Below are 24984 nucleotides of genomic sequence, written 5' to 3'. Positions count from 1 at the left end.
AACCCGAACCCGAGCCCGTGGTGCCGGCGACCACCGTGGCGAACACGGTGCCGTCCGCACCCGAGCCAGACGAGGCAACCGACGAGGCGCCATCCCCGGTCGCGCGCGAGATCGCCGAGACGGGCTACTTCTGGAACCTGACGCCCGATCCGTCAGCCCCCGACCCCTTGGCCGAGCAGGACGCGACACCCTCCTTCGACGAACCGGCTGAGGCCGCCGACGAAAGGCGTGACGAGACGGCGTTCGAGGAACCCGATGCCCAGGAACCCGCCGTCCAGGAACCCGCTGTCGAGGAACCCACCTTCCACGAACCCGCGTTCCCACGCGCCGCGAACGAGCAGGCGCCCGAGTTCGACGATCCCGAGCCGACCTGGTCCTTCGTCGACGACGCACCCGCAGGCCGACCACTCGGACACGCCGAGGCCCAACGCGCCGGTGAGCAGGACGATGACCACGACCCGCTGGCGGCGCTCTTCGGCGCGACGTCGTCGCAGCAGCAGCCGAGCGATCCCTGGGCAGGTCGCCCCTCCGCGTCCGACGCGGAGGGCCGCCTCGACGCCACCTTCGCCGCCGCCCGGGCGGCGCCGCGCACCCCTCCACCGCACGCCCGACCCCCTGCCGAGAGGAACGCGGCGCACGCCGGTGCCGCCGTCCCGCCACCCCGTTCCGGGGGTCCCGCGTCGCCCGCGCCTCCCGACGGCCCGCGCGGAGGCAGCCGCACTACTCGTACGCTGCTGTGGATCGGGGGCGGGCTCGCGGTGCTCGTGCTGCTCGCCGGACTGTTCTGGGTCGGCACCCTCCTCTCGGGCGGCGGTGCCGAGCAGCAGGCCGCACCCACCGCGTCCGAGGCGCCCGCAGCGACGGAAGCGGCGGCTCCGACCGCGCCGCAACCGGTCGGCACGCATGCGTGGAACACGCTGTTCGGTGGCGAGTGCATCGACCCGTTCGTCTCCGCGTGGGAGGAGGAGTTCTCGGTCGTCGACTGCGCCGACCCGCACGCGGCACAGCTCGTCTACCGCGGCACGTTCGCCGACGACTCGGCGGCGCCGTTCCCGGGCGAGGCCGAACTCGCCTCGCAGATGAACCTGCTCTGCACCGCGCCCGGCATCATCGACCTGGCGACGGTGTCGGGCGTCCCCGATCTCCAGGTCCAGGCGAGCTTCCCGGTCACCGAGGAGCAGTGGGCCGACGGCGACCGCACATACTACTGCTTCGCGTACCGCTCGGGCGGCGAGCCGATGTACGGCAGCATCGCTGGCCCAGGCCCGGCCGCCTGACGTGGGCGCCCGCGGTCGCGTCGTCGTCGTCGGGTCCCTCAACGTGGACTCGACGAGCTACGTCGAGGAGTTCCCCGGCCCGGGCGAGACGGTCCTCTCGCACGGCTTCCGCGTGGCCCTCGGAGGCAAGGGCTCCAACCAGGCGGTCGCCGCGCAGGTCGCGGGTGCGGCCGTCGAGTTCGTCGCACGGATCGGGTCGGATGCCGCGGGGGACTTCGCCATCGCGACGCTCGAGCGCTTCGGCCTGCCGACGTCGGCGATCGTGCGGGGCGCCGATGCCCCGACCGGCGTCGCCCAGATCACGGTCGCCGATTCGGGCGAGAACACCATCATCGTGACCGGCGGCGCGAACCTCGAGCTCACCGCGGTCGTCGTCGAAGCGGAACGTGATCGGTTCGCGGCGGCGGACCTCGTGCTCACGCAGGGCGAGCTGCCGGTGCCCGCGATCGATCGTGCTGCCGCCATCGCCCGGGACACGGGCGTGGGGTTCGTGCTGAACCTCGCACCTCCTGCGGCGGTCTCCCGGGACACGCTCTCCACGGCGGACCCGCTCGTCGTCAACGAGCACGAGGCGAGGGCGGTCGGCATCGGGTCGGATGCCGCGAATCCGTCGTTGGAAGAATGGCGCGAGCTCGCGGCATCCGCCGTCGGTGCCGTGTCTCGGTCGGTGGTCGTGACCCTCGGTGCGACCGGGGCGGTGGCGGCATCCGTCGACGGATCGTGGGCCGTGAATCCGCCACGGGTCACGGCGGTCGACACCACCGGCGCGGGTGACGCGTTCACCGGCACACTCGCGGCGTTCCTGGCCGAGGGCAGGTCGCTCGAGGAGGCACTGCGCATCGCCGTGGCCGCCGGCGCGCTCGCCGTGCAGGCGCGCGGCACCGTCGACTCGTACGCGACGCGCGAGGCGGTACTGCACGCGGCCGGCGTCGCGGACACGACGACCGCCACCGCGGAAGGAGGGGAATGACCATGCCCGTGCCGGTGATCGTCGACTGCGACCCGGGGCACGACGACGTCTTCGCGCTGTGGCTCGCGGCGGGGCATCCGTCGCTCGACCTGCTCGCGGTCACCACGGTGGGTGGAAACGTGCCGCTCGAGCACACCAGCCGCAACGCGCGCATCGCATTGACCATCGCCGCCGTGGCGGGGGTGCCGGTCGCCGCGGGTGCCGCCGGGCCCATCGCCCGCAAGCTGGAGACCGCCGAGTCGATCCATGGCGAGAACGGCCTCGGCGGGCCCGACCTGCCCGAGCCTGCCGAACCGCTCGACGACCGGAGCGCGACCGACCTCATTGCCCAGACGGTGCTCGGCTCGCCCGAACCGGTCGCGATCATCGCCACCGGTCCGATCACGAACATTGCGATCGCACTGCGCGACCGTCCCGAGCTGCTCGGTCGCATCCGCGAGATCGTGTGGATGGGCGGCTCCACCGAACGCGGGAACTGGACCCCGTACGCCGAGTTCAATGCGTGGGTCGACCCCGAGGCGCTCGCGCTCGTCGTCGGCAGCGGCATCCGATTCACCATGGTCGGGCTCAACGTGACGCATCAGGCGCTCGTGACCGGCGCGGTTCGCGAGCGGCTCGCGGCCATCGGCAACGCCACGGCGAGATTCGGCGACGAGCTGCTCGAGTTCTTCTGCCGCACGAACGAGGAGGTGTTCGGCATGCCCGACGGCCCGCTGCACGATCCGGTCGCGGTCGCCGTGCTCGCGGATCCCGGATGCCTCGAGCTCACGCACACCCGCCTCGACATCGAACTCGCCGGAACCGAGACCGTCGGCGCGACGAGCGTCGACCTGGGCGGCGTGCTGCGCCGCGAACCGAACGCGTGGGTCGCGGCCGGGCTCGACGTCGAGCGCTTCTGGACCGGACTCGCCGACGCCGTCGCCCGACTCGCCTGACGAGCCGACTCGGGCCGGGCAACCCCTACAGCTCGACCTCGACCGGGTCTGAGCCGACGAGCTCGTGCACGCCCGCGAGGATCTCGTCGGGCCGGAACGGGTACCGTTCGATCTCGGCCTGGTCGCTGATGCCCGTGAGCACGAGGATCGTGTGCAGCCCGGCCTCGATGCCCGCGACGATGTCGGTGTCCATGCGGTCGCCGATCATCGCGGTGTTCTCGGAGTGCGCCCCGATCTTGTTGAGTGCCGAGCGGAACATCATCGGGTTCGGCTTGCCCACGACGTACGGCTCCATCCCAGTGGCCTTCGTGATGAGGGCGGCGATGGCCCCGGTCGCCGGCAATGGGCCCTCGGCGCTCGGCCCCGTGGCATCGGGATTCGTGACGATGAACCGCGATCCCCTGCCGATGAGCCGGATCGCCTTCGTGATCGCCTCGAAGGAGTAGTTGCGGGTCTCGCCGACGACGACGAAGTCGGGATCGGTCTCGGTCATGATGAACCCGGCGTCGTGCAGCGCGGTGAGGATGCCGGCCTCGCCGAGCACGAAGGCGCTGCCGCCGGGCAGCTGCTGTTTCAGGAAGTCAGCGGTCGCGAGGGCTGATGTCCAGAGTCGCTCCTCGGGCACGTTGAGCCCGCTGGCCCGCAGCCGGGCCGAGAGGTCGCGCGCGGTGAAGATCGAGTTGTTCGTGAGCACGAGGTAGGGCGTGCCCGCGTCCTCCCACTGCTGCAGCAGCTCGGCGGCGCCGGGCAGTGCGTGGTTCTCGTGCACGAGAACGCCGTCCATGTCGGTGAGCCAGCTCTCCACCTCTTCACGTCGTCCCATGGCGCCAAGCCTAGGGCGCGCACCTCAGTGACCAGTGAACGACGGATGCCGCGACCCCGCCGCAGAGCTCAGGCGAACACGTCGGCGGAGGCCAGCGCGAGGTGCACGGATGCCACGGCACTCGACCCTTCGCCGACGGCCGCGGCGACGCGCTTCATCGAGCCGCGGCGCACGTCGCCGGCGGCGAACACCCGCGGCAACGACGTCTCGAACGGCAGCGGCATCCGCCCGAGCTCGCGCCACGGCTCGCCGAGGCCGATGACATCGGCGCCCGTGTGCACGAACCCGTGCTCGTCGCGCTCCACGTCGGTGAGCCAGTCGGTGGCCGGCTCCGCGCCGATGAAGCAGAAGAGCCCGCGACAGTCGACGGTGCCCTCGGCCACCCCGGTGAGGGTCACTCGCTCGAGCTCCCCATCGCCGTTCAGCCCGACCACCTGCGTGCCGGTGTGCACGTCGATCCGCGGATCCTCTTGGATGCGGTCGGTGAGGTAGCTCGACATCTGCCGCCCGAGGTCGTTCCCTCGCACCACGAGCCGCACGTGGCATCCGTTCGCCGCGAGGGCGAGCGCCGCCTGGCCGGCCGAGTTCGCGCCGCCCACGACGACGACGTCCGACCCTGCCATCTGCCGCAGCTCGAGTGCGGATGCCGCGTAGTAGATGCCGGCGCCCTCGAAGTCCTTCCACCGGTCGAGGTCGAGCGAGCGATACGCGACACCGGTGGCGACGACGACGGCGCGGGAGTGCACGAGCGCGCCGTCGGTCAGCGTGAGCTCCAGCTCGCTCCCGTTGTGCTCGAGCCGCATCACCTCGCAGGGCGCGACGACCCGCACGCCGAACTTGAACGCCTGCAACGATGCCTGGGAGGTCAGCGCGTCGCCGCTCACCCCGAACGGGAAGCCGAGGTAGTTCTCGATGCGCGACGTCGCCGCTGACTGGCCGCCGGGTGCGACCGAGTCGAGCAGCACCGTGCGCAGGCCCTCGGATGCGCCGTAGATGGCCGCGGCGAGTCCGGCCGGCCCGGCCCCGACGACGGCGAGGTCGACGGTGAAGTCGTCTTCGGCCGCGTACGCGAGACCCAGGAGTTCGGCGAGGTGGCCCGGCGTTGCACGCAGCACGTTCTCGCCCTGCACGATCGCGACCGGGAGGTCGTGGCGCGTGAACCCGTGGCTCTGGAAGGCCGCCGCCCGCTCGGGGTCATCGGTGTCGACCCACGTGTGCACGAGGTCGAGTCGCTCGGCATACCGGCGCAGCGCCACCGCCTCCCGGGATCGCGACGAACCGATGATCTTCAGCGTCCATGCGGCCGGCCCCTTGCGCAGCTCCTCCCGGCGAGCCCAGAGGGTCCGCAGCATCAGGTCGCACAGTTCGTCGTCCTCGGCCATCATGCGCTGCAGCGCGTCGTGATCGACGCGGAGCATGCGGCCGGGCTGCGAGACGCGGGCGGTGAGGAAGGCGCGCTGGCCGTTCAGCAGGCCCAGCTCGCCGACGAAGGTGCGTTCGCCGAGCGTGGCGATGAGCGTCTCCTCGACCCACCTCAGCTTCTCGCGCACGACGTCGACGGCGCCGGTCTCAACGAGGATCAGGTCGTACCAGCGATCACCCGAGGCAAACAGCACGTCGCCCACGGCGGCGTCGATCGGCGCGCCGTAACTCACCAGGCGGTTCCACTGCGAGTCGGTGAGGACGGGGGAGATTGAGGTTCCTTCGATTCCCATTGCACCATCATGCGCGCTCGACGCCGGTGACGGGAGGGCGGGTGCGAGGGTGATCCGCTCCGGCTACGCCGAGATCCAGATGGCCGCGGCGGCAGGGCGCGGCAGGGTTCGGCGCTGCCCGCCGATCGACACGGTGACGGATGCCGCGGACGACTGCGCGACCGCGACCTCGGTGTCGAGGCCGACGCCGGCGTCGTCGAGAGTGCGGAGGACGGCCGGATCGCGGTCGCTGATGCGCACGACCGTGCCCGAGTGGCCTGCCGCGGCATCCGCCAGCAGCACCGTGGGCCGACGCTGCACTGATCCGTCGGCGGCCGGAATCGGGTCGCCGTGCGGGTCGCGAGCCGGACGACCGAGCCGCGCGTCGATCGCCTCGAGGAGCCGATCCGAGATCGCGTGCTCGAGCACCTCGGCCTCGTCGTGCACCTCGTCCCAGGCGTAGCCCATCTCCTGCACGAGCCAGGTCTCGATGAGCCGGTGCCGGCGCACCACCGCGAGCGCGCGGGCGGTGCCGGCATCCGTCAATCGAACGGCACCGTACGGCACGTGGGAGACGAGCCCGGCGGCCGCCATCTTCTTCACCATCTCGGTCACCGACGACGGCGCGATGCCGAGCCGGTCGGCGAGGGCCTTGGGCGTGATGGGGTCGGGCTGCCACTCGGTGTGGGAGTACACCGTCTTGAGGTAGTCCTCGATGGCGAAGCTCGTGGCAGGCATCGGCCTCAGGATAGCGGGACGGTGGTCGTCAGGCGCCGGTGAAGACGAGGTAGAGCAGCACGCCGTTCAACGTGATGAGGAACACGGATGCCGCGATGCCGGCCGTCGTCGTCGCCCAGTGGTTCGCGAAGCCCCCGAGCACGTCCTTCTTCCTGGTGACCGCGACGAGCGGGACCAGCGCGAACGGGATGCCGAACGAGAGCACGACCTGACTCAGCACGAGGGAGACCGTCGGATCGAACCCGAGGGCGAGGATCACGAGCGCGGGCACCAGGGTGATGAGCCGGCGGGCGAGCAGCGGGAAGCGGATGCGCAGCAGGCCGTGCATGATCTCGGCTCCGGCGTAGGCGCCGACCGACGTCGAAGCCAGGCCCGAGGCGAGCAGCCCCACCGCGAACAGGGTGGCGATCACCGGACCGAGCGACGCCTGCAGTGCGGCGTAGGCTCCCTCGAGGCTGTCGGTGCCCTCGACGCCCGCCAGGTTGGCCGCGGCGAGCAGCAGGATGCAGAGGTTCACCGAGCCGGCGATGAGCATCGCGATCGAGACATCCCACCGCGTCGCACGAAGCAGCAGTCGGGTCGGGATGCCGCGACCGACCTCGATGGGCTCCTCGACCTCGTGGCGCCCGGGGTCACCGCCGGCGGGCCGGCGGCCCGGGGCGAAGCGGTCGCGGCTCAGCGCCGAGTGCGCGTAGATGGCGTGCGGCATGATCGTGGCGCCGAGGATGGATGCCGCGAGCAGCACCGAGTTCGCGTCGGCGAAGCGCGGCACCAAACCCGAGAGCAGCCCGGCGGGGTCGGGCGGCGCGACGAACACGCCGACGCTGAAGCCCACCGTGATGATCACGAGCAGCCCGACGATGACGAATTCGAACGGACGCGCCCCGCGCCGGGACTGGATGACGAGCAGCACGAGCGAGACGCCGCCCGTGATGAGTCCGCCCCACAGCAGCGGCACGCCGAACAGCAGGTTGAGTGCGACCGCGCCGCCGATGACCTCGGCGAGATCGGTCGCCATGGCGACGAGCTCGGCCTGCAACCAGTACGCTCGGCGGCCCCACCTGTTGCCCAGACGTTCGCCCAGCACCTCGGGCAGGCTCTTGCCGGTGACGACGCCGAGCTTGGCCGAGAGGTACTGGATGAGCCAGGCCATCACGTTGCCGAGCACCACGACCCAGACCAGCAGGTACCCGTACTGCGCACCGGCGGTCATGTTGCTCGCGACGTTGCCGGGGTCGAGGTAGGCGACGCCGGCAACGAGGGCCGGGCCGATCAACCAGGCCACGCGGGGTACTGAGGGGCTCGGAGGAGGCACGGCCTTCCCGCCTTCGGCAGCGTGCGTGGCGGACGCGGACGCGGACGCGGGGCCGGGCAGGTCTTCGCGTTCGGAGGTACGCGTCAGTGCGGCATCCGGTGATTTCGGCATACCGAAATCGTAGCGATATTTCGGGAAACCGAAAGCCCCGACACCCCCGCGCAGCAGACGCACTTGCCCACCGAACGGGGTCCTTTCCGCACCGGCGAAACCCGAGTAGCGTTCGCGCGTGGCCGGCCTGTGACTACCCGATCCGAGGGGCCACCGACCGCCTCATGTCACAGAGAGGTGAACATCATGAAGCGAATCACCATCGGATGCGTCGTGGCGCTGGCGCTCGTCGTCGGCGGAGGGGGAGCGGCCTTCGCCGGAGAGACGGGCGGCAATGGCAAACCGGTCCCGGGCGCGGACCGGGCGAACTCCGCCTGTGCGTTCTCGGGTCGCGACCTGCCCGACGAGATCGAAGACAACCCGACCGAGAACGAGAACGACGACTTCGTGACCGGCGGACACGTGCAGAGCTACGGCCAGTGGGTCCGTGGCGGATTCAAGGGTGTCGTGCCGAGCCCGGGTGACGCCTGCCGCGGTGGCTTCGAATTCGGGGGTTGAGTGATCGCTCACGCTCCACCACCGGTCCCGGCGTGAGCGCGCCGGGGCCGGCTGCGTCGCAGCCGACTAGCCTTGCCTCGTGACTGCTGCCGAGCCCGAGCCCGAAGCCGACGGCGCCGACGAGGGCACGTCGTACTCGCACGGCGTCGGGCCGTGGCCCGGCGGACGCGATGCCTGGCCCGTCGGCGAAGAGTACGATCCCGAGTTGCTCGAGCGCGGCGACACGCGCAACGTCATCGATCGGTACCGCTACTGGCGCATGGAGGCGATCGTCGCCGACCTCGATGCGCGGCGGCATCCGTTCCATGTCGCCATCGAGAACTGGCAGCACGACATGAACATCGGTTCCATCGTGCGCAGCGCCAACGCGTTCGCGGCCGACACCGTGCATATCATCGGCCGGCGCCGCTGGAACAAGCGCGGCGCGATGGTCACCGACCGCTACCAGCATCTCGAGTACCACCCCGACGTCGCGGGCTTCGCCGAGTGGGCGCGAGCGGCATCCCTGCCCATCGTCGCCGTCGACAACGTGCCCGGCGCTGTGCCGATCGAGGCGTTCGCGTGGCCCGAGCGGTGCGTGCTGCTGTTCGGCCAGGAGGGGCCCGGACTCTCGGCCGAGGCGCAGGCGGCGGCCGACGTCACGGTCGAGATCACGCAGTTCGGGTCGACCAGATCGCTCAACGCGAGCGCGGCAGCGGCGATCGCGATGCACTCATGGATCCTGGCGCACGCCGAGCGGCCGACGGGGTTCCGCTCGACGCTTCCCGAAGCCTGAGCCCGAGCTGCCGGTCGCCCAGTAGCGTGGGGGTTATGGCCACCCTGGTTGATCGCGGCATCCCCATCACGTCCACGGAAGAGCTCGAGGCGGTGGTCGGCACTCCCGAGCCCCACGTCGCCGCGAAGACGCGGGATCGACTGCACGAGGTCGACCGGCTGTGGCTCGCCGCCGCTCCCCTCGTGTTCATCGCGACCGCTGACGACCGGGGCGACGTCGACGTCTCGCCGAAGGGCGACCCGGCCGGCTTCGCGCTCGTGCTCGACGACACGACCATCGCCGTCCCCGAGCGACCGGGCAACCGGCGTGCCGACGGGTTCCGCAACATCCTGCGCAACCCCCACGTGGGCATGGTGTTCGTGATCCCCGGCCGGGGCGACACGCTGCGCATCAACGGCCGCGCGACCATCGTGCGCGAGGCGCCGTTCCTCGACGACATGGTGGTTCGGGGCCATCGCCCCGCGCTCGCGCTCGTCGTCGACATCGACGAGGTGTTCTTCCACTGCTCCAAGGCATTCCTCCGATCCAAGACCTGGCAGCCCGACACCTGGGCGCCGGATGCCGCACCGAGACGTGCGGTGATCGCCCAGGCCGTCGAGCGCCGGGGCGAGTCGATCGACGCGCTCGACGCGTACTACGGCCCGTCGTACGCCGATCGCATCTACGGGTGACGGGGCCCGCTCGCCGCCGTGCGGTCGCGGCATCCTGAAACCCCTTCACGTGGCATCCGTTCGCCGTTAGCGTGGCTGGATGACCGAGATCACCGACGACCTGCCCGCTCGCCTGCTGCACGAGGAGCACGCCGGATGGAGGGCGATCCTCGACGGTCGGGGCGGCGAGCACTACCAGCGCGCGATGACGCGCGACGCCCTCATGGTGGTCGAGGGGGCGATGCTCGGACGCGACGAGATCCTCGCGGCGTTCCGCAGCGCACCGCCGTGGGACTCGTACGAGCTGCACGAACCCGCGATCATCCGACTCGGCGACCGGGCGGGCATCCTCGTCTACCGGGCGGTCGCCCGTCGCGGCGACGACACCGCAGAGCTGCGCATGTCGACGACATACCTCTACGAGGATGGCGCGTGGCGGGTCGCGGCGCACCAGCAGACGCCGGCCTGACGGCCGGTCACAGCCGGCCCAGGCCCGTGCCGATGATCACGACGCCGATGAGCAGGAGGATCAGCGCGGTGACGGCTCCGCTGTTGCGTGCGACCCAGTCCTTCATGGCGACGAGCCGGGGCTCCATCCGCGCGGGAGCGGCGAGCGTGACGATGATCGGCACGGCGACGGTCGAGGCCCCGACGATCGTGTAGATCGCGATCGCCACCGCCGACTCGGGAAGGGTGAGGCCGTCGCCGCGAAGCGCGAGCCCGGCCGCGATCGCCAGCAGCAGCCCCTTCGGGCGCACGTTGAGCCCGAATGCGACGCCGAACGACGCCCACGGTCGGAACGACGAGACCGCGTCGAGCCACTTGGGCATCGCATCCGTCGGATGACGGCGCACGCGCACCCAGGCGATGATCGCGATCACGACGAGCGCCGCGCCCACGATGATCTCGCCGACGCCGATCACCGTGTCGGGCCGCCGCTGCGACCGCGGCGTCGGGATCGCCTGAGCGCCGAGGGTGCAGAGCGTGACGACCACCGCCATGCCGAGCACCCATCCGAGCAGGAAGGGCAACGCCGACCGGGAGCGGTTCGGCGAGAGCAGGATGAGGATGGTCGCCATGATCGGCACCGAACTGATGGCGACCGCGAGCGCGATCGGGAGGATGTGCCCGAGCGCCTGCAGCATCGTTCCCTCCCCTCCTCTCTTGTAGTGCCGGCTATTGCAGTGCCGACGTGAGCCTCGCGACGCCGTCGAGGAACGTCGCCGACGCGGGTTCCCGCTCCCACGCGTCGAGCGTGAGTTCGCGCCCGATCGCACGATACCCGGCCTCGACCTCGCGCATCTCGGCCACGAACGACGACCCTCGCACGAGCAACGAGATCTCGAAGTTGAGGTTGAACGATCGGATGTCCATGTTGCTGGAGCCGATCACGGCCACGTCATCGTCGATCGAGAGGTGCTTCGCATGCAGGATGTACGGACCCGGGTAGAGGAAGATGCGCACGCCCGCGCGAAGCAGCGCCCCGTAGTACGAACGCTGCGCGTGCCACACCGATCCCTGGTCTCCGATCTCCGACACGAACAGCTGCACCTCGAGACCGCGCAGGCGCGCCGAGGTGATCGCGTACATCATGGCCTCGTCGGGCACGAAGTACGGGCTCGTGATGATGACCTGCTCCTGGGCGGCGTTCACCAGGCCGAGGAAGAGGCGAAGGTTGTTCTCCAATTCGTAGGCGGGGCCGCTCGGCACGACCTGGCAGACCAGCGCATCGGGTGCGGCGTCGACGGGTACCTCGGTCACCGGCACGTGCTCCTCGACGAGGAGGTTCTCGTCGGTCTCGGCGTACCAGTCCGAGAGGAAGACCGCGTTGATCGCCGTGACAGCGGAGCCCGTGACCCGCGTCACGAGCTCCTGCCACTTGAGCCCCCGCTTCAGGTTCTTCGGAGAGTCGTAGCTGCGGTCGATGAGGTTCTGCGAGCCGGTGTACGCGACGCGGCCATCGACGACCACGAGCTTGCGATGGTTGCGCAGGTCGGGTCGCTGGTAGTGACCCTTGAACGGCTGCACGGGCAGCAGGTACCGCCAGACGACGCCGATCCGGTCGAGCTCGGCCACGGTCTGTTTGTGGATCGGGATCTTCGCCGACGCGATGTGGTCCATGAGGAGCCGCACCGTGACGCCGCGCTGCACCGCCCGTTCCATCGCGGCGAAGAAGCCTCGCGTGGTGTCGTCGAAGGCGACGATGAAGAACTCGACATGCACGAAGCGCTCGGCGAGGTCGACGTCGGCGGCCATCCGGTCGATCGACGCCTGGTAGTCGCCGATGAGCTCGGCTCCGTTCCCGCCGGTCGCCGGCAGGGCGCCGAGCACTCGGTTCTGCTCGGTGATCGTGCGGAACCAGGTCGGCCACGTCCACGGGTCGACATCGAGCTCCGCAGCCTCGGCGCGCCGCTCGATCATCGCGTTGATCTCACGCTGCCGCTGCATCCGCTTCCTCGGCAGCTTCACGCTGCCGATGAGCAGGAAGAGGATGATGCCGACGAACGGGATGAGGAAGATCGCGAGCAGCCACGCCATCGCGGCGGTCGGCTTGCGGTCGCGCGGGATGATGATGAGTGCCGCGATGCGGATGGCCAAGTCGGCGAGGATGAGGATTCCGCCGAGCAGGTTCCCCAGCTCGGCGCTCACCTCGGCACCCCGCCCGGTCGTGGTCGAGCGTCAGCCATCGCGTCCTCCCCAGTACGGTCGCGGAGCAGTTGACTGAGTATCGCACCGCCGTCCGTCTCCGGGACAGAGGCGAGGGCGAGCGGTGTCCACATGCTGCGGGTAGAGGAGGCGCGCAGCGCCGTCTCGAAACTCCGCTCGGCTCAGTCGGTGCCGAGGTCGAACGCCGCGGCCTCGAGTGCCGCCTCCGTGGCGTGCTCGAGTTCGGTCTCGGGCTCGCCGGCCGAGATCTCCAGGCCCTCGCCCGACTTCAGGTCGCCCACGAGCTCAGCGGTCGCGCCGCCGACGATGCCCTGCGTCGCGTACTGCTCGAGCCGCGCGCGCGAGTCGGCGATGTCGAGGTTGCGCATCGTGAGCTGGCCGATGCGGTCGTCGGGGCCGAACGCGGCGTCGCCCACGCGCTCCATCGACAGCTTGTCGGGGTGGTAGCTGAGCGCCGGTCCCTCGGTGTTCAGGATCGTGTAGTCGTCGCCGCGGCGCAGGCGCAGCGTCACCTCGCCGGTGACCGCCGAGCCGACCCAGCGCTGGATCGATTCGCGCAGCATGAGCGACTGCGGGTCGAGCCAGCGTCCCTCGTACATGAGGCGACCGAGCCGACGACCCTCGGCGTGGTAGTTCGCGATCGTGTCCTCGTTGTGGATCGCGTTGAGCAGGCGCTCGTACACGATGTGCAGCAGCGCCATGCCGGGTGCCTCGTAGATGCCGCGGCTCTTCGCCTCGATGATGCGGTTCTCGATCTGGTCGGATGCCCCCAGCCCGTGCCGCCCGCCGATCGCGTTCGCCTCGTACACGAGTGCGACCGCGTCGGGGTACTCGGTGCCGTTGATCGCGACCGGCCGGCCCGCCTCGAAGCGTACGGACACCTCCTCGGTCGCGATCTCGACGTCGTCGCGCCACGCCGCGACGCCCATGATCGGCTCGACGATGTCGAGGCCCGCGTCGAGGTCTTCGAGCTTCTTGGCCTCGTGCGTGGCCCCCCAGATGTTCGCGTCGGTGGAGTACGCCTTCTCGGTGGAGTCGCGGTACGGGAACCCCCGCGCGACGAGCCACTCGCTCATCTCCCTACGGCCGCCGAGTTCGGTGACGAACGCGGCGTCGAGCCACGGCTTGTAGATGCGCAGGCGGGGGTTGGCCATGAGCCCGTAGCGGTAGAACCGCTCGATGTCGTTGCCCTTGTAGGTGGAGCCGTCGCCCCAGATGTCGACCCCGTCTTCTTTCATGGCGCGTACGAGCAGCGTGCCGGTGACGGCGCGGCCGAGCGGCGTGGTGTTGAAGTACGTCTTGCCCGCCGAGCGGATGTGGAACGCGCCGCACTGCAGGGCGACGAGTCCCTCCTCGACGAGTGCGGCCTTCGCGTCGACGGCGCGGGCGATCTCGGCGCCGTACTCCTTGGCCCGGCCCGGCACCGCGTCGATGTCGGGCTCGTCGTACTGCCCGATGTCGGCGGTGTACGTGCACGGCACCGCACCCTTCTCGCGCATCCACGCGACCGCCACCGAGGTGTCGAGGCCGCCCGAGAAGGCGATGCCGACGCGTTCGCCGACAGGAAGGGAGGAGAGCACTTTCGACATGCGCTCAAGCCTACTTCGCGCGGATGCCGCGGCCTGCGCGGGTGCGTTGGACCGCACCGCGTCTGAACCGGCCAATAGACTCGCGGGACCGGTCGCGGGCCCACCACGCCAGCTCTCGTCGCATCCACTGGACGGACCGGGTTGCCGACCCGACCGGTCGGCTGCTCACTCATCACCAACGGAGGAATGAATGAAGAAGAACAAGGTGATCGGCGCGGCATCCGCAGTGGCCCTCGCCGTCGGTCTCATCGGCACGGCTGTCGCACCCGCGGCGGCCGAGTCCGGCCCCGAGACCACGTACCTCGTGCTCGCACCGCAGGGCAAGAGCACCGACAAGGCTGCGGCGCGGGTCGCAGCGGCCGGCGGCAGCGTCGTCGCCGCATACGACCAGATCGGCGTGCTCGTCGCTCGGTCGTCGAGCACCACGTTCGCCGACGCGGTGGTCGGCGGGGGTGTGCAGTCCGTTGCATCGACCGAGGGGCTCGGCACGACGCTCATCGACGATGAGGTCGCCGAGGTGGTCGACTCGGCGGCCCTCGAGGCGACGGGCGATCCCACGGGCGAGCCGCTCTGGAACCGCCAGTGGGACATGGCGCAGATCGACGTTCCTGCTGCGCACGCCATCACCACCGGTGACCCGTCGATCGTAGTGGGTGTGCTCGACTCGGGCATCGACGCAACGCACCCCGACCTCGCGACCCAGGTCGCCAAGGACCAGAGTGCCTCGTGCATCGGCGGTGTCGTCGACACGAGCCAGGCCGCGTGGAGCCCGACGACGTCGTCGCACGGCACCCACGTGGCGGGCACCATCGCCGCCGCCATCAACGGCATCGGCATCGCGGGCGTGGCACCTGGCGTGAAGGTCGCCTCGGTGAAGGTCGTCAACGACGAGGGGTTCATCTACCCCGAGGCCGCGATCTGCGGTTACCTCTGGGCCGCCGACCATGGCATGCCGATCACGAACAACAGCTATTACATCGACCCGTGGGAGTTCAACTGCGTCAACGACCCGCGCCAGCGCCCCGTCTGGCAGGCGGTGCAGCGCGCGCTGAGCTACTCCGCGAACAAGGGCACCCTCACCGTCGCTTCGGCGGGGAACAGCAACGTCGACCTGCAGCACAAGTTCATCGACGCGGGAAGCCCGAACGACGGCAGCTCGCCCGTCGAGACGCGCGAGATCAACAACGCGTGCCGCGACCTGCCTGCGGAAGCCCCCGGCGTGGTGACCGTCTCCGCCGTCGGCCCCGGCGAGGTCAAGAGCTACTACTCGTCGTACGGTCAGGGCGTCGTCGACGTGGCGGCTCCCGGCGGTGACACGCGTTGGCGCAACCCGGCGGTTTCGACGACGACGGATGCCGTGCTCTCGACGGTCCCCGGCGGATGGAGCTACTCGCAGGGCACGTCGATGGCCGGCCCGCACGCTGCCGGCGTCGCGGCCCTCGCCCTGTCGGCGCACCCGGGCATGCAGCCGGGCCAGCTGGCGTCGTTCCTCGAGCGCACGGCGACCCCGCTCCCGTGCCCCGAGGGCGTCTACGACCCGCGTCCGGGGCTGCCCTACCAGGCGACCTGCACGGGCGGGAACCGCAACGGGTTCTACGGCGCGGGCAACGTCAATGCGCTGAACGCGGTGCAGTGATCGCCTGAGCCGAGCGGTCATGAGGGGCCGGGCCGAGCGTCCGGCCCCTCTGCGCTGCCTCGTGGTTCACAGGCCCACAACGTGGTTCACGGGCCCGAAACGTGCCCACGATAAGGTTGAGTGTGGCCGCAGACGAACCAGCAGAGCACGAGCCCGCGCTCGCCGACGAACCCGACGTGCGCCAGGCACTCGCCGAAGTGGATCGAGCCTCCATCGCGTCCGTCGTGGCGCGGCATCCGTCGTCGCCTCTCGCGTGGGCCGAGCTCGCCGACGTCGCCGACTCCGAGGGGCGCTGGGTGGAAGCTCTCGCCTTCGCCGCGATGGCCGTCGACCTGGCCCGCGAGCAGCTCTCCGCGGCCGGGTGGACGCCCGGCTCCCGCGTGCCCTGGTCGGCCGAGCCGAACCGGGCGTACCTTCGCGCACTCGACGCGAAGCGCCGCGCCGCTCTCCAGCTCGGCCTCGACGAGCGCGCGTCCCGGCTCGCCGACGAGCTCGCCTCTGCCGATGCCGAGGCACCGGCCCGCATCCGTTCCGAGTTCACGCCGACCCAGCTGATGACCGTCGTCGGGGCCGACGGCGTGTTCGATGCGGCATCCCGAACCGAAGGCCACACCGGCGAGCCGCTCGCCGACCCCACCGCCGACGCGGCAGGAGAGGACTGAGATGCCCGCAGCCGTACTCATCGGGGCGCAATGGGGCGACGAGGGCAAGGGCAAGGCGACCGATCTGCTCGGTTCACGGCTCGACTACGTCGTCAAGTTCAACGGCGGCAACAATGCGGGCCACACCGTGGTCATCGGCGACGAGAAGTACGCGCTGCACCTGCTGCCGTCGGGCATCCTCACCCCGGGCGTCACGCCCGTCATCTCCAACGGCGTCGTGGTCGACGTCGAGGTGCTGTTCGAGGAGCTCGAGGGCCTCGAGACCCGCGGGGTGGATGTCTCGAAGCTCCGCATCTCGGCCAACGCCCACCTGATCACCCAGTACCATCGCACGCTCGACAAGGTGACCGAGCGATTCCTCGGCAAGCGCCAGATCGGCACGACCGGCCGCGGCATCGGGCCGACGTACGCCGACAAGATCAACCGCGTCGGCATCCGCCTGCAAGACCTCTTCGACGAGAACATCCTGCGGCAGAAGGTCGAAGGCGCTCTCGACCAGAAGAACCACCTGCTCGTCAAGGTCTACAATCGCCGCGCGATCGGCGTCGACGAGATCGTCGACGACCTGCTCTCGTACGTCGATCGGCTGCGGCCCATGGTCACCGACACGTCGCTGCTGCTGCACCAGGCGCTCGAACGCGGCGAGACCGTGCTGTTCGAGGGCGGCCAGGCCACCATGCTCGACGTCGACCACGGCACGTACCCGTTCGTCACCTCGTCGAACGCCACGAGCGGCGGCGCGGTCACCGGTTCCGGCATCGCGCCGAACCGCATCGACCGCGTGATCGGCGTGGTGAAGGCGTACACGACGAGGGTGGGCGCGGGTCCCTTCCCCACCGAGCTGTTCGACGAGTGGGGTGAGTTCCTCTCCGAGAAGGGCGCCGAGTTCGGCACCACCACCGGCCGCGCTCGCCGCACCGGGTGGTACGACGCGCCCATCGCGCGGTACGCCGCCCGCATCAATGGCGTCACCGATTTCGTGCTCACGAAGCTCGACGTGCTCACCGGTCTCGAGAAGATCCCCGTTGCGGTCGCCTACGAGGTCGATGGGCAGCGGGTCGACGAGGTGCCCGTCTCGCAGTCCGACTTCCACCACGCCGTGCCCGTCTACGAGGAGTTCCCGGGTTGGACCGAAGACATCTCGGGAGCGCGGGCGTTCGACGACCTGCCCCCGAACGCCCAGAGCTACGTGCGCGAGCTCGAGGCGATGAGCGGTTCACGCATCTCGGCGATCGGCGTCGGCCCCGGTCGCGATGAGATCGTGCAGGTGCACGACCTGCTGACATGAGCGAGGGCGGATGCCGCGACTGCGCGGCATCCGCCCTGCTCGGTTGTTCGTGGTCGGCGGCCTACGGCTCGGTGCCGATCTTCTTGTCGATGTTGTCGCGCACCTCATCGATCTTGGCGTCGTGCTCGTCGGGCGCGACCTTCTTCGCCGCACCGGCGACGCCGTCGAGGATCTTGTCGCTGATGTCCTCGGCCTGCTCGCTGTTGAGGGCCTCGTTGATCTTGTCCTTGTTCTCCTCGACGAACTCCTGCGCCTTCTTGCTCAGGTCGTCCAATGCACCCATGTCCGCCACCATCCCACCTGTCGGATCGATACCCTCGTCATGGTAGAAGGCGGCACCTGCCCTGCGGAAGTGCTGGGAACGCCTGCCGTGCCAGACTCGTCGGGTGACCGCGATCCGCCCCGCCGACGAACCGCTCATCGGCCGATTCGTCCAGCTCACCCCGTTCGTCTCCGAGGACATCCCGGCGTTGCATCGCGCCATCGGGCACCCCGACGTCTTCGCCGGCGGCTACGGCGGCGGTCCTGCGGGTCTTCCTGCCGACCTGCCGGCGTTCGACGCGTTCGCCCGCGGGTACTACGCGGGTGGGCCGGCGGCCATGCCGTGGACCGTGCGCATCGAGGGCGGGCCCGACCACGGTGCGGTGATCGGCGCGACGAAGCTCGGCGACCTCGACCTCGCCGACGAGTCCGCTCATATCGGCTGGACGGCGTACGATCCGCGGGTCTGGGGCACCGCCGTGAATCCCGAGGCGAAACTGCTGCTGCTCGGGCTCGCGTTCGACCACGGCTTCGGTCGGGTCAAGCTGCAGGCCGACGCGTTGAATGCCCGATCCCGCGCCGCGATCGCGAAGCTCGGGGCGCAGTTCGAGGGAATCGCGCGCCGCGACAAGCGCCGTGCCGACGGGTCGTTCCGTGACTCCGCCGTGTACTCGGTGATCATCGACGACTGGCCGGCGGTGCGAACTCGGCTCGAGGCGCGACTTGCGGCCTGGGGCGACCGGCCCGTCGACCTGCGTTCCAGCATCGAGTAGTCCCGTGCACGGAACTCGCGCCGCAGGGACGAGGACGCGCGGCGCATCCTCGTGACAGCTGTCAACCGGGGTCACCCTGATCACGTTCGTCGCTAGGGTTGCCCGCGGAAGGGGGCGCTGCAATGACGTCGATGAGATTGGCGGCAGGCGCGATCGCGGCGGTACTCGCCTTGTCGGCGTGCGCCCCGACCTACGACCAGGAGACCCAGCAGAGTTTCCGACGGCAGGTGGTTGCCGTCAGCAAGGCGAGCGCCGCCGGCGACTGGCAGGGCGCCGTCACCCAGCTCGACGTACTCAGCGAGGAGCTCACCGCCGCACGCGCCGACGGGAAGGTCGACGAGGAGCGATTCAACCAGATCGTCACCGCCATGGACCTCGTCCGAATGGACCTCCAGGCTGCGATCACGGCCGCGGCCCACGAAGCCGAGCGGCAGCGCCTCCAGGAACAGCAGGCACAGCTCGAGCAACAGCTCCAGGACGTGCAGTCGCAGCTCCAGCAGCAACTCGACCAGCTGCAACACCAGAGCAGCGGCTCAGGCGGCGACGACGAATCGGACGGAGATGGCCCGAAGGACAAGGGCGGCAAAGGCCCGAAGGACAAGGGCGACAAAGGGAAGGGGAAAGACGGCAAGGGAGAGAAGGACTGAACGGTCGTGGCCGCGGTCGGGCCGGTCACCCCGGTTCACCGACGGGTTGACCTACACCAACCCCAGTTTTTCGCGGATCACGTCGTCGTCGCCACTGTCGAGGTCGAGCACCTCCCCCGTTTCGTGCTCCGCCGACCAGTCTCTGTCGTGCTGGTTCATCGTGTACGCCAGCATCCAACCGTCGGGTGTCAGGATCATGCTCAGTTCCCGACCGTCGCTCCGTGTGCGCGCGGCCGGATGGGCTTCCACCAATTCGTTGATGCGATCGGTCAAGTCCTGCAGTTCCTCGTCATGGTGTTCGGTCGTTCGAGCCACACGGGCGAAACCGACCACGGCTTGCGTCTTGCCTCCTTTCCGGCAGATCAGTTGGTCGCCGATAATCCCCCATGTGTAACCGCCCTGTGGTGGTAGCACGGTTCGCCCCCCTTATTCGTGTTGATCACTTCACTGGGACTCCCCTCTCACCGTCGACAGGGGACTCCGTTACCCACCGCACAGCCTCGCGAAGTTCCGTGGCCCCGTCGACGGCTTGATCGCTTTGCGCGTCACTGGCAGGCTCGAAGGTTTACGCCAACGGCACAGGTGAACTCCAGTTGTGCTCAACTACATGTTGATCATGTGGCCCGCGAGGCCGTGGAATCCCTCCTGCAAGGCCTCCGACAGCGTCGGGTGCGTGTGCACGTTGCGTGCCAGCTCGAGCGCCCCGAGATCCCACTTCTGCGCGAGGGTGAGCTCGGGCAGCAGCTCCGAGACGTCGGGGCCGATGAGGTGGCCGCCGAGCAGCTCGAGGTACTTGGCATCGGCGATGAGCTTCACGAAACCGACCGGGTCGCCCAGACCATGCGCCTTGCCGTTCGCCGTGAACGGGAACGTCGCGATTTTCACGTCGTACCCCTCATCGCGGGCCTGCTGCTCGGTGAGTCCGAAGCTCGCGACCTGCGGCGAGCAGAACGTCGCTCGCGGCATCATGCGGTAGTCGCCGAGCTCCATCGTCTCGGCCCCGCCGATGGTCTCGGCCGCGACCACGCCCTGCGCCTCGGCGACGTGCGCGAGCATGAGCTTGGCGGTGACGTCGCCGATCGCGTAGATGTGGGGCACGTTCGTGCGCATGAGGTCGTCGATGGCGATCGCGCCGCGGTCGGTGAGTTGAACGCCCGTGGCCTCGAGGCCGAAGCCCTCGACGTTCGGCGCGAACCCCACGGCCATGAGCACCTTGTCGACTTCGAGCGATCCCGGCTGGCCGTCGGCGCCCTCGTACGTCACGGTGACGGATGACCCGTTGTCGGTGACCGTCTGCACCTTCGTCGAGGTGAGGATCGGCACGCCGATCTTGCGGTACTGCTTGGTGATCTCCTTCGACACGTCGACGTCTTCGTTCGGCAGTGCCCGGTCGAGGAACTCGATGATCGTCACGTCGACGCCGTAGTTGCGCAGCACGTACGCGAACTCCATGCCGATGGCCCCGGCGCCGACGATCGCGATCGAACGGGGGAGGTCACGGGACAGGATCTGCGTCTCGTACGTCACGATGTTCTGCGAGAGCTCGACCCCGGGCAGCAGCTTCACGCGCGAACCGGTCGCGATGATCGCGTTGTCGAACGTCACCGTCTCGGTCGACCCGTCGGCCTTCGTCACGTCGATCGTGTTCGCGTCGCGGAAGGTGCCGCGCCCGTCGAACTCGGTGATCTTGTTCTTCTTCATCAGGTAGTGCACGCCCTTGACCCGGCCCTCGGCCACCTGTCGGCTGCGGTCGTAGGCGACCCCGTAGTCGAAGGTCACGTCGCCGCTCATGCCGAACTGCGCGGCCTGTGCGTGGAAGATGTGGGCGAGCTCCGCGTTGCGCAGGAGCGCCTTCGAGGGGATGCATCCGACGTTCAGGCACACCCCGCCCCAGTACTTCTCCTCGATCACGGCGGTGCTGAGCCCCAGCTGGGCGGCGCGCACCGCGGCGACGTACCCGCCGGGACCGGCGCCGAGGACGACGACATCGAAATGGCTGGTCATCCCGTCAGCCTAAGCGGCGCGGCGGGGTCGGCGCCAAGTGACGACGGATGCCGCGCCGCCGCGTTCCGCGCCGCAACTGCCGACCTTCAGCGGATTCCGGACAGGCACCTCGGGATCGCTCCACGCCGGTCGGTGGGCGGGCGTACGCTGCATCGGTGAGCACAACCACGACCATCGATCGGCAGGGCGCCGCGCCCGCGGCATCCGCTTCGAAGCATCCCGGCCGGCTGTCGACGTGGCTGCAGTTCCTCGCGATGGGCGCCGTCTGGGGAGCGAGCTTCCTCTTCATGAAGGTGGCGCTCGAGGGCGTCTCATTCGGGCAGGTCGCCTGGTCGCGCACGCTGCTCGGTGCGATCGCGCTGGGCATCATCGTGCTCATCACCCGGCCACGGGTGCCGCGCGAAGACGGCACGCCGGGCCCGGTGCTGCCCCGCGAACGCGTCGTGTGGCTGCACTTCCTCGTGGTCTCGCTCACCACGTGCGTCATCCCGTACATCTGCTTCGCATGGGCCGAGCAGTTCGTCTCGTCGAGCCTCGCGTCGATCTACAACGCGACGACGCCGATCATGACGGCGCTCATGGCGACGCTCGTCTTCCGGGTCGAACGGCTCGGCCTCGGCCGGTGGGCGGGCGTCGGTGTGGGCATCCTCGGCGTGCTCGTGATCATCGGGCCGTGGCAGTACCAGGCCATCACCGGCAGCCTCGCCGGCCAGCTCGCGTGCCTCGTTGCGACCCTCTGCTATGGGTTCACGTTCGGCTACCAGCGGCGATTCCTCAGCCAGCGGCCGATCGCACCGGCGACGTTCGCGTTCCTCTCCATCGGCGTCTCCGCCGTCGTGATGCTCGCGCTGACGCCGTGGCTCGCGCTGTCGCCGATCGAGCTCGACTGGACGATCGTCGGCTCACTGCTGGCCCTCGGCGTGCTGGGCACCGGCCTCGCGTACATCTGGAACATCAACGTGCTGCGCGCCTGGGGCCCGACCGGAACGTCGACGGTCACCTACGTGACTCCCGTGGTGGGAGTCGCGCTCGGCGTGATCCTGCTGGGCGAACGGTTCTCGTGGCACGAGCCCGTGGGCGCCGTGCTCGTGCTGTTCGGCATCCTGCTGACGCAGGGCCGGCTCCCGATGCCCCGCCGGCGCACTCCGGTGGTCGAGTAGCGCCCTCAACGCCCCGGTGGTCGAGGAGCGCCCGCCGCACTCCGGTGGTCGAGGAGCGCCCTCCGCACTCCGTGGGTCGAGTAGCGCCCGCCGCGCCCCGGTGGTCGAGTAGCGCCCTGCGCACTCCGGTGGTCGAGTAGCGCCCGCCGAAGGCGGACGCGTATCGAGACCCGATGCTCGCAGGCAGACCTCGACACGCGCTGGGCATTGCCCGGCGGTACTCGACCAGCACATGCAACTTGACAGGCGGTCCCCTACATGGTTGGTTAGTTACACAAGTAATGAACCAACAAGGTTCGGTACGCGCACCAGATAGGCCGGCATGGACGAATCGCGACCGATCTTCCTCCAGATCGCAGAACAGGTCGAGAACGACATCATCGACGGCTCGCTGCCCGAGGGCAGCCAGATCCCGTCGACGAACGAGTTCGCCGCATTCCTCCGAGTCAACCCGGCCACCGCACTGAAAGGGGTGAATCGCCTTGTCGATGACGGAATCGTGGAGAAGCGACGGGGGATCGGCATGTTCGTGACCCTGGGCGCGAGGGCACGGCTCATCGAGCGTCGCAGGGCTCAATTCGCCACCGAGTACATCAGACCTCTCATCGTCGAAGCCGAGAAGCTCGGCATCGACATCGACGAACTCGCGGGGCTCCTCCGCGCGGAAAGGATCAACTCATGACCCGCACCGTGGTCCGCGCCAGCGGACTCACCAAGCGATACGGCTCGTTCACCGCCGTCGATGCGGTCGACTTCTCGCTCGAAGAGAACCGCATCTACGGTCTGCTCGGCCGGAACGGCGCCGGCAAGACCACCGTGATGCAGATGCTGACCGGCCAGATCTTCCCGAACGGCGGAGAGCTCGAGGTGTTCGGCCGCGCGCCCGCCGAGCATGCCGATGTGCTGCGGCGCATCTGCTTCATCGCGGAGTCGCAGCGCTACCCCGACAGCTTCAACGCCTCGCACGTGTTCACGGCGGCACCGTGGTTCTTCGAGAGCTGGGATGCCGCGTTCGCCGAGCGCCTCGTCGACGACTTCCGGCTCCCGCTCAAGCGGTACATCAAGAAGCTCTCACGCGGACAGCTGTCGGCGGTCGGCGTCATCGTCGGTCTCGCGTCCCGGGCACCGCTGACCTTCTTCGACGAGCCGTACCTCGGCCTCGACGCCGTCGCGCGGCAGATCTTCTACGACCGGCTCCTCGAGGACTACGCCGAGCACCCGCGCACCATCGTGCTCTCGACGCACCTGATCGACGAGGTCGCGAACCTCCTCGAGCACCTGCTGGTGATCGATCAGGGTCGAATCCTGCTCGACCGCGACGCCGACGAGGTTCGCGGCTCGGCCACGACGGTGGCCGGCGGCCGAGCGGCCGTGGAGTCGTTCGTCGCCGATCGGGCAGTGATCGGCCGTGAGGGCATCGGCGGACTGGCATCCGTCACCATCGACGGCCGCCTGAGCCAGGCCGACCGCATCCAGGCCGCCGAACTCGGCTTGGAGCTGGCGCCCGTCTCCCTCCAGCAGCTCATCGTCCACATGACCGGCACCGACCTGCGTGCCGACGCAATCGAACAGGAGGTGGCCGCATGACCGCCGTCATGGACCGACCGCTGGTCGGCACCGAGCCGCGCTCGCGGTTCCAGGAGATCTGGCGCATCGTGCGCCTGCACGCCGTGACACCCTCGGTGTTCTTCGGGATTCCCTGGATCATCCTCGGCGGCGCGTGGCTCGTCATGCTCGTGATCGGCATCATCGTCACGGGTGCGGGCGCCGATCCCGTGGCGATGGGCGAGGGCATGCGCTACAGCTGGGCGGTTCTCTCGCCCCAGTGGTACCTGATCGCCGTCGGCGTGCAGGCCATCGGCATGACGCTGTCGTTCGCACTGGGATTCGGGGCCACCCGGCGCGACTTCTGGCTCGGCACGAGCCTGATGTTCGGCATCGTGTCACTGCTGAACGCCATCGCCATCGCCACGCTCGTGCAGATCGAGAAGGCGACCGGGGGCTGGTGGGTCGGCATCTCGATGTTCGACGCACTCTGGTACGGACAGGACGGGTGGCTGGTCGACTTCTACACGACGCTCGCGCTCCAGCTCTTCGTGCTCTTCATCGGAGCGAGCGTCACGACCGTCTACCTGCGGTGGCGGATGCGCGGCATGCTGGCCCTCGCGGCCGGTGCCATCGCCCTGGTGCTCGGCGTGGTCGCCACGTTCACGTTCACCGAGAGCTGGCCGGCGGTGTTCGACTGGTTCATGGGCCTCGGCGTCGTGGGCGTCTTCACTCTCGTCCTCGGACTCGCCGCGATCTGCGCGATCGGCGGCTACCTGGTGATCCGGCGGGCGACGCCCCGCTGATCGCCGGCACAGACCGCGGCGCGGCATCCGATCGGGGACTCGGATGCCGCGCCGCACTGTCGTCTCGGAGCCCTCGGGGCGGCGCATCGTGGTTCTCGACTCGAGCAGGTCATCCTCGAGAATGACGGATGCCGCGTGATGATGCGACTGCGGCCCGACG

Annotated in this window: 25 protein-coding genes and 1 pseudogene; 16 read left to right on the top strand and 10 right to left on the bottom strand. The window is 69.5% G+C overall.

Features of this window, described 5'->3' with window-relative positions; all coding sequences use genetic code 11:
- The 3 genes and pseudogenes from HUS56_RS00590 to HUS56_RS00580 all read left to right on the top strand — a co-directional run.
- Window positions 1-1277: pseudogene (locus tag HUS56_RS00590) on the top strand (hypothetical protein); the annotation flags it as partial.
- Between the two features lies 1 nt (window position 1278).
- Window positions 1279-2247 (top strand): ribokinase, encoded by a 969-nt coding sequence (locus HUS56_RS00585; RefSeq protein WP_173921462.1) that lies wholly within the window; start codon window positions 1279-1281, stop codon window positions 2245-2247.
- Window positions 2244-3182 (top strand): nucleoside hydrolase, encoded by a 939-nt coding sequence (locus HUS56_RS00580; RefSeq protein ID WP_217423901.1) that lies wholly within the window; start codon window positions 2244-2246, stop codon window positions 3180-3182. Before HUS56_RS00585 ends, HUS56_RS00580 begins: the two co-directional genes overlap by 4 nt.
- Window positions 3183-3207: 25 nt before the next feature.
- Here HUS56_RS00580 and HUS56_RS00575 read toward each other — a convergent pair whose 3' ends face one another.
- The 4 genes from HUS56_RS00575 to HUS56_RS00560 all read right to left on the bottom strand — a co-directional run bounded on the left by HUS56_RS00575 (window position 3208) and on the right by HUS56_RS00560 (window position 7722).
- Window positions 3208-4005: an HAD-IIA family hydrolase gene (locus HUS56_RS00575; RefSeq protein WP_173921461.1), complete on the bottom strand. Its 798-nt coding sequence runs from the start codon at window positions 4003-4005 to the stop codon at window positions 3208-3210.
- Between the two features lie 68 nt (window positions 4006-4073).
- Complete coding sequence (locus tag HUS56_RS00570) at window positions 4074-5720, bottom strand: cyclic nucleotide-binding domain-containing thioredoxin-disulfide reductase (protein ID WP_173921460.1); 1647 nt, start codon at window positions 5718-5720, stop codon at window positions 4074-4076.
- A gap of 63 nt (window positions 5721-5783) precedes the next feature.
- Entirely contained in the window at window positions 5784-6437 is a 654-nt protein-coding gene (locus HUS56_RS00565) for a metal-dependent transcriptional regulator (RefSeq protein ID WP_173921459.1), read from the bottom strand.
- A gap of 28 nt (window positions 6438-6465) precedes the next feature.
- A complete protein-coding gene (locus HUS56_RS00560; protein WP_371808280.1) occupies window positions 6466-7722 on the bottom strand; it encodes an Nramp family divalent metal transporter in 1257 nt (418 codons plus the stop codon).
- 327 nt (window positions 7723-8049) lie between these two features.
- Here HUS56_RS00560 and HUS56_RS00555 point away from each other — a divergent pair, with 327 nt between their 5' ends.
- The 4 genes from HUS56_RS00555 (at window position 8050) to HUS56_RS00540 (ending at window position 10255) form a co-directional block, all read left to right on the top strand.
- Window positions 8050-8361: a hypothetical protein gene (locus tag HUS56_RS00555; RefSeq protein WP_173921457.1), complete on the top strand. Its 312-nt coding sequence runs from the start codon at window positions 8050-8052 to the stop codon at window positions 8359-8361.
- A gap of 79 nt (window positions 8362-8440) precedes the next feature.
- Window positions 8441-9136: a TrmH family RNA methyltransferase gene (locus tag HUS56_RS00550; RefSeq protein ID WP_173921456.1), complete on the top strand. Its 696-nt coding sequence runs from the start codon at window positions 8441-8443 to the stop codon at window positions 9134-9136.
- A 35-nt stretch (window positions 9137-9171) separates the two neighbouring features.
- Window positions 9172-9807 carry an MSMEG_1061 family FMN-dependent PPOX-type flavoprotein gene (locus HUS56_RS00545; RefSeq protein ID WP_173921455.1) on the top strand — a complete coding sequence of 212 codons (636 nt, stop codon included), beginning with the start codon at window positions 9172-9174 and terminating at the stop codon, window positions 9805-9807.
- Between the two features lie 79 nt (window positions 9808-9886).
- On the top strand, window positions 9887-10255 hold the full coding sequence (locus tag HUS56_RS00540) for a nuclear transport factor 2 family protein (RefSeq protein ID WP_173921454.1): 369 nt from the start codon (window positions 9887-9889) through the stop codon (window positions 10253-10255).
- Window positions 10256-10262: 7 nt separating this feature from the next.
- Here the strand turns inward: HUS56_RS00540 and HUS56_RS00535 are convergent, their stop codons facing one another.
- The 3 genes from HUS56_RS00535 to argG all read right to left on the bottom strand — a co-directional run bounded on the left by HUS56_RS00535 (window position 10263) and on the right by argG (window position 14042).
- Window positions 10263-10931 (bottom strand): GAP family protein, encoded by a 669-nt coding sequence (locus HUS56_RS00535; protein WP_173921453.1) that lies wholly within the window; start codon window positions 10929-10931, stop codon window positions 10263-10265.
- 31 nt (window positions 10932-10962) lie between these two features.
- Window positions 10963-12435: a cardiolipin synthase gene (gene cls, locus HUS56_RS00530; RefSeq protein ID WP_173921452.1), complete on the bottom strand. Its 1473-nt coding sequence runs from the start codon at window positions 12433-12435 to the stop codon at window positions 10963-10965.
- A gap of 179 nt (window positions 12436-12614) precedes the next feature.
- Complete coding sequence (gene argG / locus HUS56_RS00525; protein ID WP_173921451.1) at window positions 12615-14042, bottom strand: argininosuccinate synthase; 1428 nt, start codon at window positions 14040-14042, stop codon at window positions 12615-12617.
- Window positions 14043-14232: 190 nt separating this feature from the next.
- On the opposite strand from argG, the gene HUS56_RS00520 reads away from it, so the two are divergent.
- The 3 genes from HUS56_RS00520 (at window position 14233) to HUS56_RS00510 (ending at window position 17628) form a co-directional block, all read left to right on the top strand.
- Window positions 14233-15678: a S8 family serine peptidase gene (locus HUS56_RS00520; protein ID WP_173921450.1), complete on the top strand. Its 1446-nt coding sequence runs from the start codon at window positions 14233-14235 to the stop codon at window positions 15676-15678.
- Window positions 15679-15800: 122 nt separating this feature from the next.
- A complete protein-coding gene (locus HUS56_RS00515) occupies window positions 15801-16340 on the top strand; it encodes a DUF3151 family protein (protein WP_173921449.1) in 540 nt (179 codons plus the stop codon).
- 1 nt (window position 16341) lies between these two features.
- Window positions 16342-17628, top strand: coding sequence for an adenylosuccinate synthase (locus tag HUS56_RS00510; protein ID WP_173921448.1), 1287 nt, complete (start codon window positions 16342-16344; stop codon window positions 17626-17628).
- Window positions 17629-17689: 61 nt separating this feature from the next.
- Here HUS56_RS00510 and HUS56_RS00505 read toward each other — a convergent pair whose 3' ends face one another.
- Complete coding sequence (locus HUS56_RS00505; protein ID WP_173921447.1) at window positions 17690-17911, bottom strand: Rv0909 family putative TA system antitoxin; 222 nt, start codon at window positions 17909-17911, stop codon at window positions 17690-17692.
- 103 nt (window positions 17912-18014) lie between these two features.
- On the opposite strand from HUS56_RS00505, the gene HUS56_RS00500 reads away from it, so the two are divergent.
- Both HUS56_RS00500 and HUS56_RS00495 read left to right on the top strand, forming a co-directional pair.
- The gene (locus HUS56_RS00500; RefSeq protein ID WP_173921446.1) at window positions 18015-18662 is read left to right on the top strand and encodes a GNAT family N-acetyltransferase; all 648 of its coding nucleotides are present in this window, start codon (window positions 18015-18017) and stop codon (window positions 18660-18662) included.
- 122 nt (window positions 18663-18784) lie between these two features.
- Window positions 18785-19309 (top strand): hypothetical protein, encoded by a 525-nt coding sequence (locus tag HUS56_RS00495; protein ID WP_173921445.1) that lies wholly within the window; start codon window positions 18785-18787, stop codon window positions 19307-19309.
- A gap of 51 nt (window positions 19310-19360) precedes the next feature.
- On the opposite strand, the gene HUS56_RS00490 is transcribed toward HUS56_RS00495, so the two are convergent.
- Together HUS56_RS00490 and lpdA are read right to left on the bottom strand one after the other, a co-directional pair.
- A complete protein-coding gene (locus HUS56_RS00490; protein ID WP_173921444.1) occupies window positions 19361-19723 on the bottom strand; it encodes a hypothetical protein in 363 nt (120 codons plus the stop codon).
- 189 nt (window positions 19724-19912) lie between these two features.
- Window positions 19913-21313: a dihydrolipoyl dehydrogenase gene (lpdA, locus tag HUS56_RS00485; RefSeq protein WP_173921443.1), complete on the bottom strand. Its 1401-nt coding sequence runs from the start codon at window positions 21311-21313 to the stop codon at window positions 19913-19915.
- A 155-nt stretch (window positions 21314-21468) separates the two neighbouring features.
- Between lpdA and HUS56_RS00480 the strand changes: the two genes are divergently transcribed.
- From HUS56_RS00480 to HUS56_RS00465, 4 genes are all read left to right on the top strand, one after another.
- A complete protein-coding gene (locus HUS56_RS00480; protein ID WP_371808279.1) occupies window positions 21469-22473 on the top strand; it encodes a DMT family transporter in 1005 nt (334 codons plus the stop codon).
- 322 nt (window positions 22474-22795) lie between these two features.
- A complete protein-coding gene (locus HUS56_RS00475) occupies window positions 22796-23155 on the top strand; it encodes a GntR family transcriptional regulator (protein WP_173921441.1) in 360 nt (119 codons plus the stop codon).
- Window positions 23152-24060, top strand: a complete 909-nt coding sequence (locus tag HUS56_RS00470; protein ID WP_173921440.1) for an ABC transporter ATP-binding protein — start codon at window positions 23152-23154, stop codon at window positions 24058-24060. Before HUS56_RS00475 ends, HUS56_RS00470 begins: the two co-directional genes overlap by 4 nt.
- Window positions 24057-24824, top strand: a complete 768-nt coding sequence (locus HUS56_RS00465; RefSeq protein ID WP_173921439.1) for a hypothetical protein — start codon at window positions 24057-24059, stop codon at window positions 24822-24824. The genes HUS56_RS00470 and HUS56_RS00465 overlap by 4 nt, the downstream gene beginning before the upstream one ends.
- Window positions 24825-24984: the final 160 nt, after the last annotated feature.

Origin of the sequence: Agromyces sp. Marseille-P2726 (genome assembly GCF_902809835.1) — a bacterium.
In the GTDB taxonomy this organism is placed as follows: Bacteria; Actinomycetota; Actinomycetes; order Actinomycetales; family Microbacteriaceae; genus Agromyces.
This window is presented reverse-complemented; position numbering and strand designations above follow the sequence as displayed.

Excerpts from the sequence above, each read along its gene's own strand:
- HUS56_RS00580 (WP_217423901.1), top strand. The coding sequence starts at position 2,244 with ATGACCATGCCCGTGCCGGTGATCGTCGACTGCGACCCGGGGCACGAC.
- HUS56_RS00575 (WP_173921461.1), bottom strand. The coding sequence starts at position 4,005 with ATGGGACGACGTGAAGAGGTGGAGAGCTGGCTCACCGACATGGACGGC.
- HUS56_RS00570 (WP_173921460.1), bottom strand. The coding sequence starts at position 5,720 with ATGGGAATCGAAGGAACCTCAATCTCCCCCGTCCTCACCGACTCGCAG.
- HUS56_RS00565 (WP_173921459.1), bottom strand. The coding sequence starts at position 6,437 with ATGCCTGCCACGAGCTTCGCCATCGAGGACTACCTCAAGACGGTGTAC.
- HUS56_RS00555 (WP_173921457.1), top strand. The coding sequence starts at position 8,050 with ATGAAGCGAATCACCATCGGATGCGTCGTGGCGCTGGCGCTCGTCGTC.
- HUS56_RS00545 (WP_173921455.1), top strand. The coding sequence starts at position 9,172 with ATGGCCACCCTGGTTGATCGCGGCATCCCCATCACGTCCACGGAAGAG.
- HUS56_RS00540 (WP_173921454.1), top strand. The coding sequence starts at position 9,887 with ATGACCGAGATCACCGACGACCTGCCCGCTCGCCTGCTGCACGAGGAG.
- HUS56_RS00535 (WP_173921453.1), bottom strand. The coding sequence starts at position 10,931 with ATGCTGCAGGCGCTCGGGCACATCCTCCCGATCGCGCTCGCGGTCGCC.
- argG (WP_173921451.1), bottom strand. The coding sequence starts at position 14,042 with ATGTCGAAAGTGCTCTCCTCCCTTCCTGTCGGCGAACGCGTCGGCATC.
- HUS56_RS00520 (WP_173921450.1), top strand. The coding sequence starts at position 14,233 with ATGAAGAAGAACAAGGTGATCGGCGCGGCATCCGCAGTGGCCCTCGCC.
- HUS56_RS00510 (WP_173921448.1), top strand. The coding sequence starts at position 16,342 with ATGCCCGCAGCCGTACTCATCGGGGCGCAATGGGGCGACGAGGGCAAG.
- HUS56_RS00505 (WP_173921447.1), bottom strand. The coding sequence starts at position 17,911 with ATGGGTGCATTGGACGACCTGAGCAAGAAGGCGCAGGAGTTCGTCGAG.
- HUS56_RS00495 (WP_173921445.1), top strand. The coding sequence starts at position 18,785 with ATGACGTCGATGAGATTGGCGGCAGGCGCGATCGCGGCGGTACTCGCC.
- lpdA (WP_173921443.1), bottom strand. The coding sequence starts at position 21,313 with ATGACCAGCCATTTCGATGTCGTCGTCCTCGGCGCCGGTCCCGGCGGG.
- HUS56_RS00475 (WP_173921441.1), top strand. The coding sequence starts at position 22,796 with ATGGACGAATCGCGACCGATCTTCCTCCAGATCGCAGAACAGGTCGAG.
- HUS56_RS00470 (WP_173921440.1), top strand. The coding sequence starts at position 23,152 with ATGACCCGCACCGTGGTCCGCGCCAGCGGACTCACCAAGCGATACGGC.
- HUS56_RS00465 (WP_173921439.1), top strand. The coding sequence starts at position 24,057 with ATGACCGCCGTCATGGACCGACCGCTGGTCGGCACCGAGCCGCGCTCG.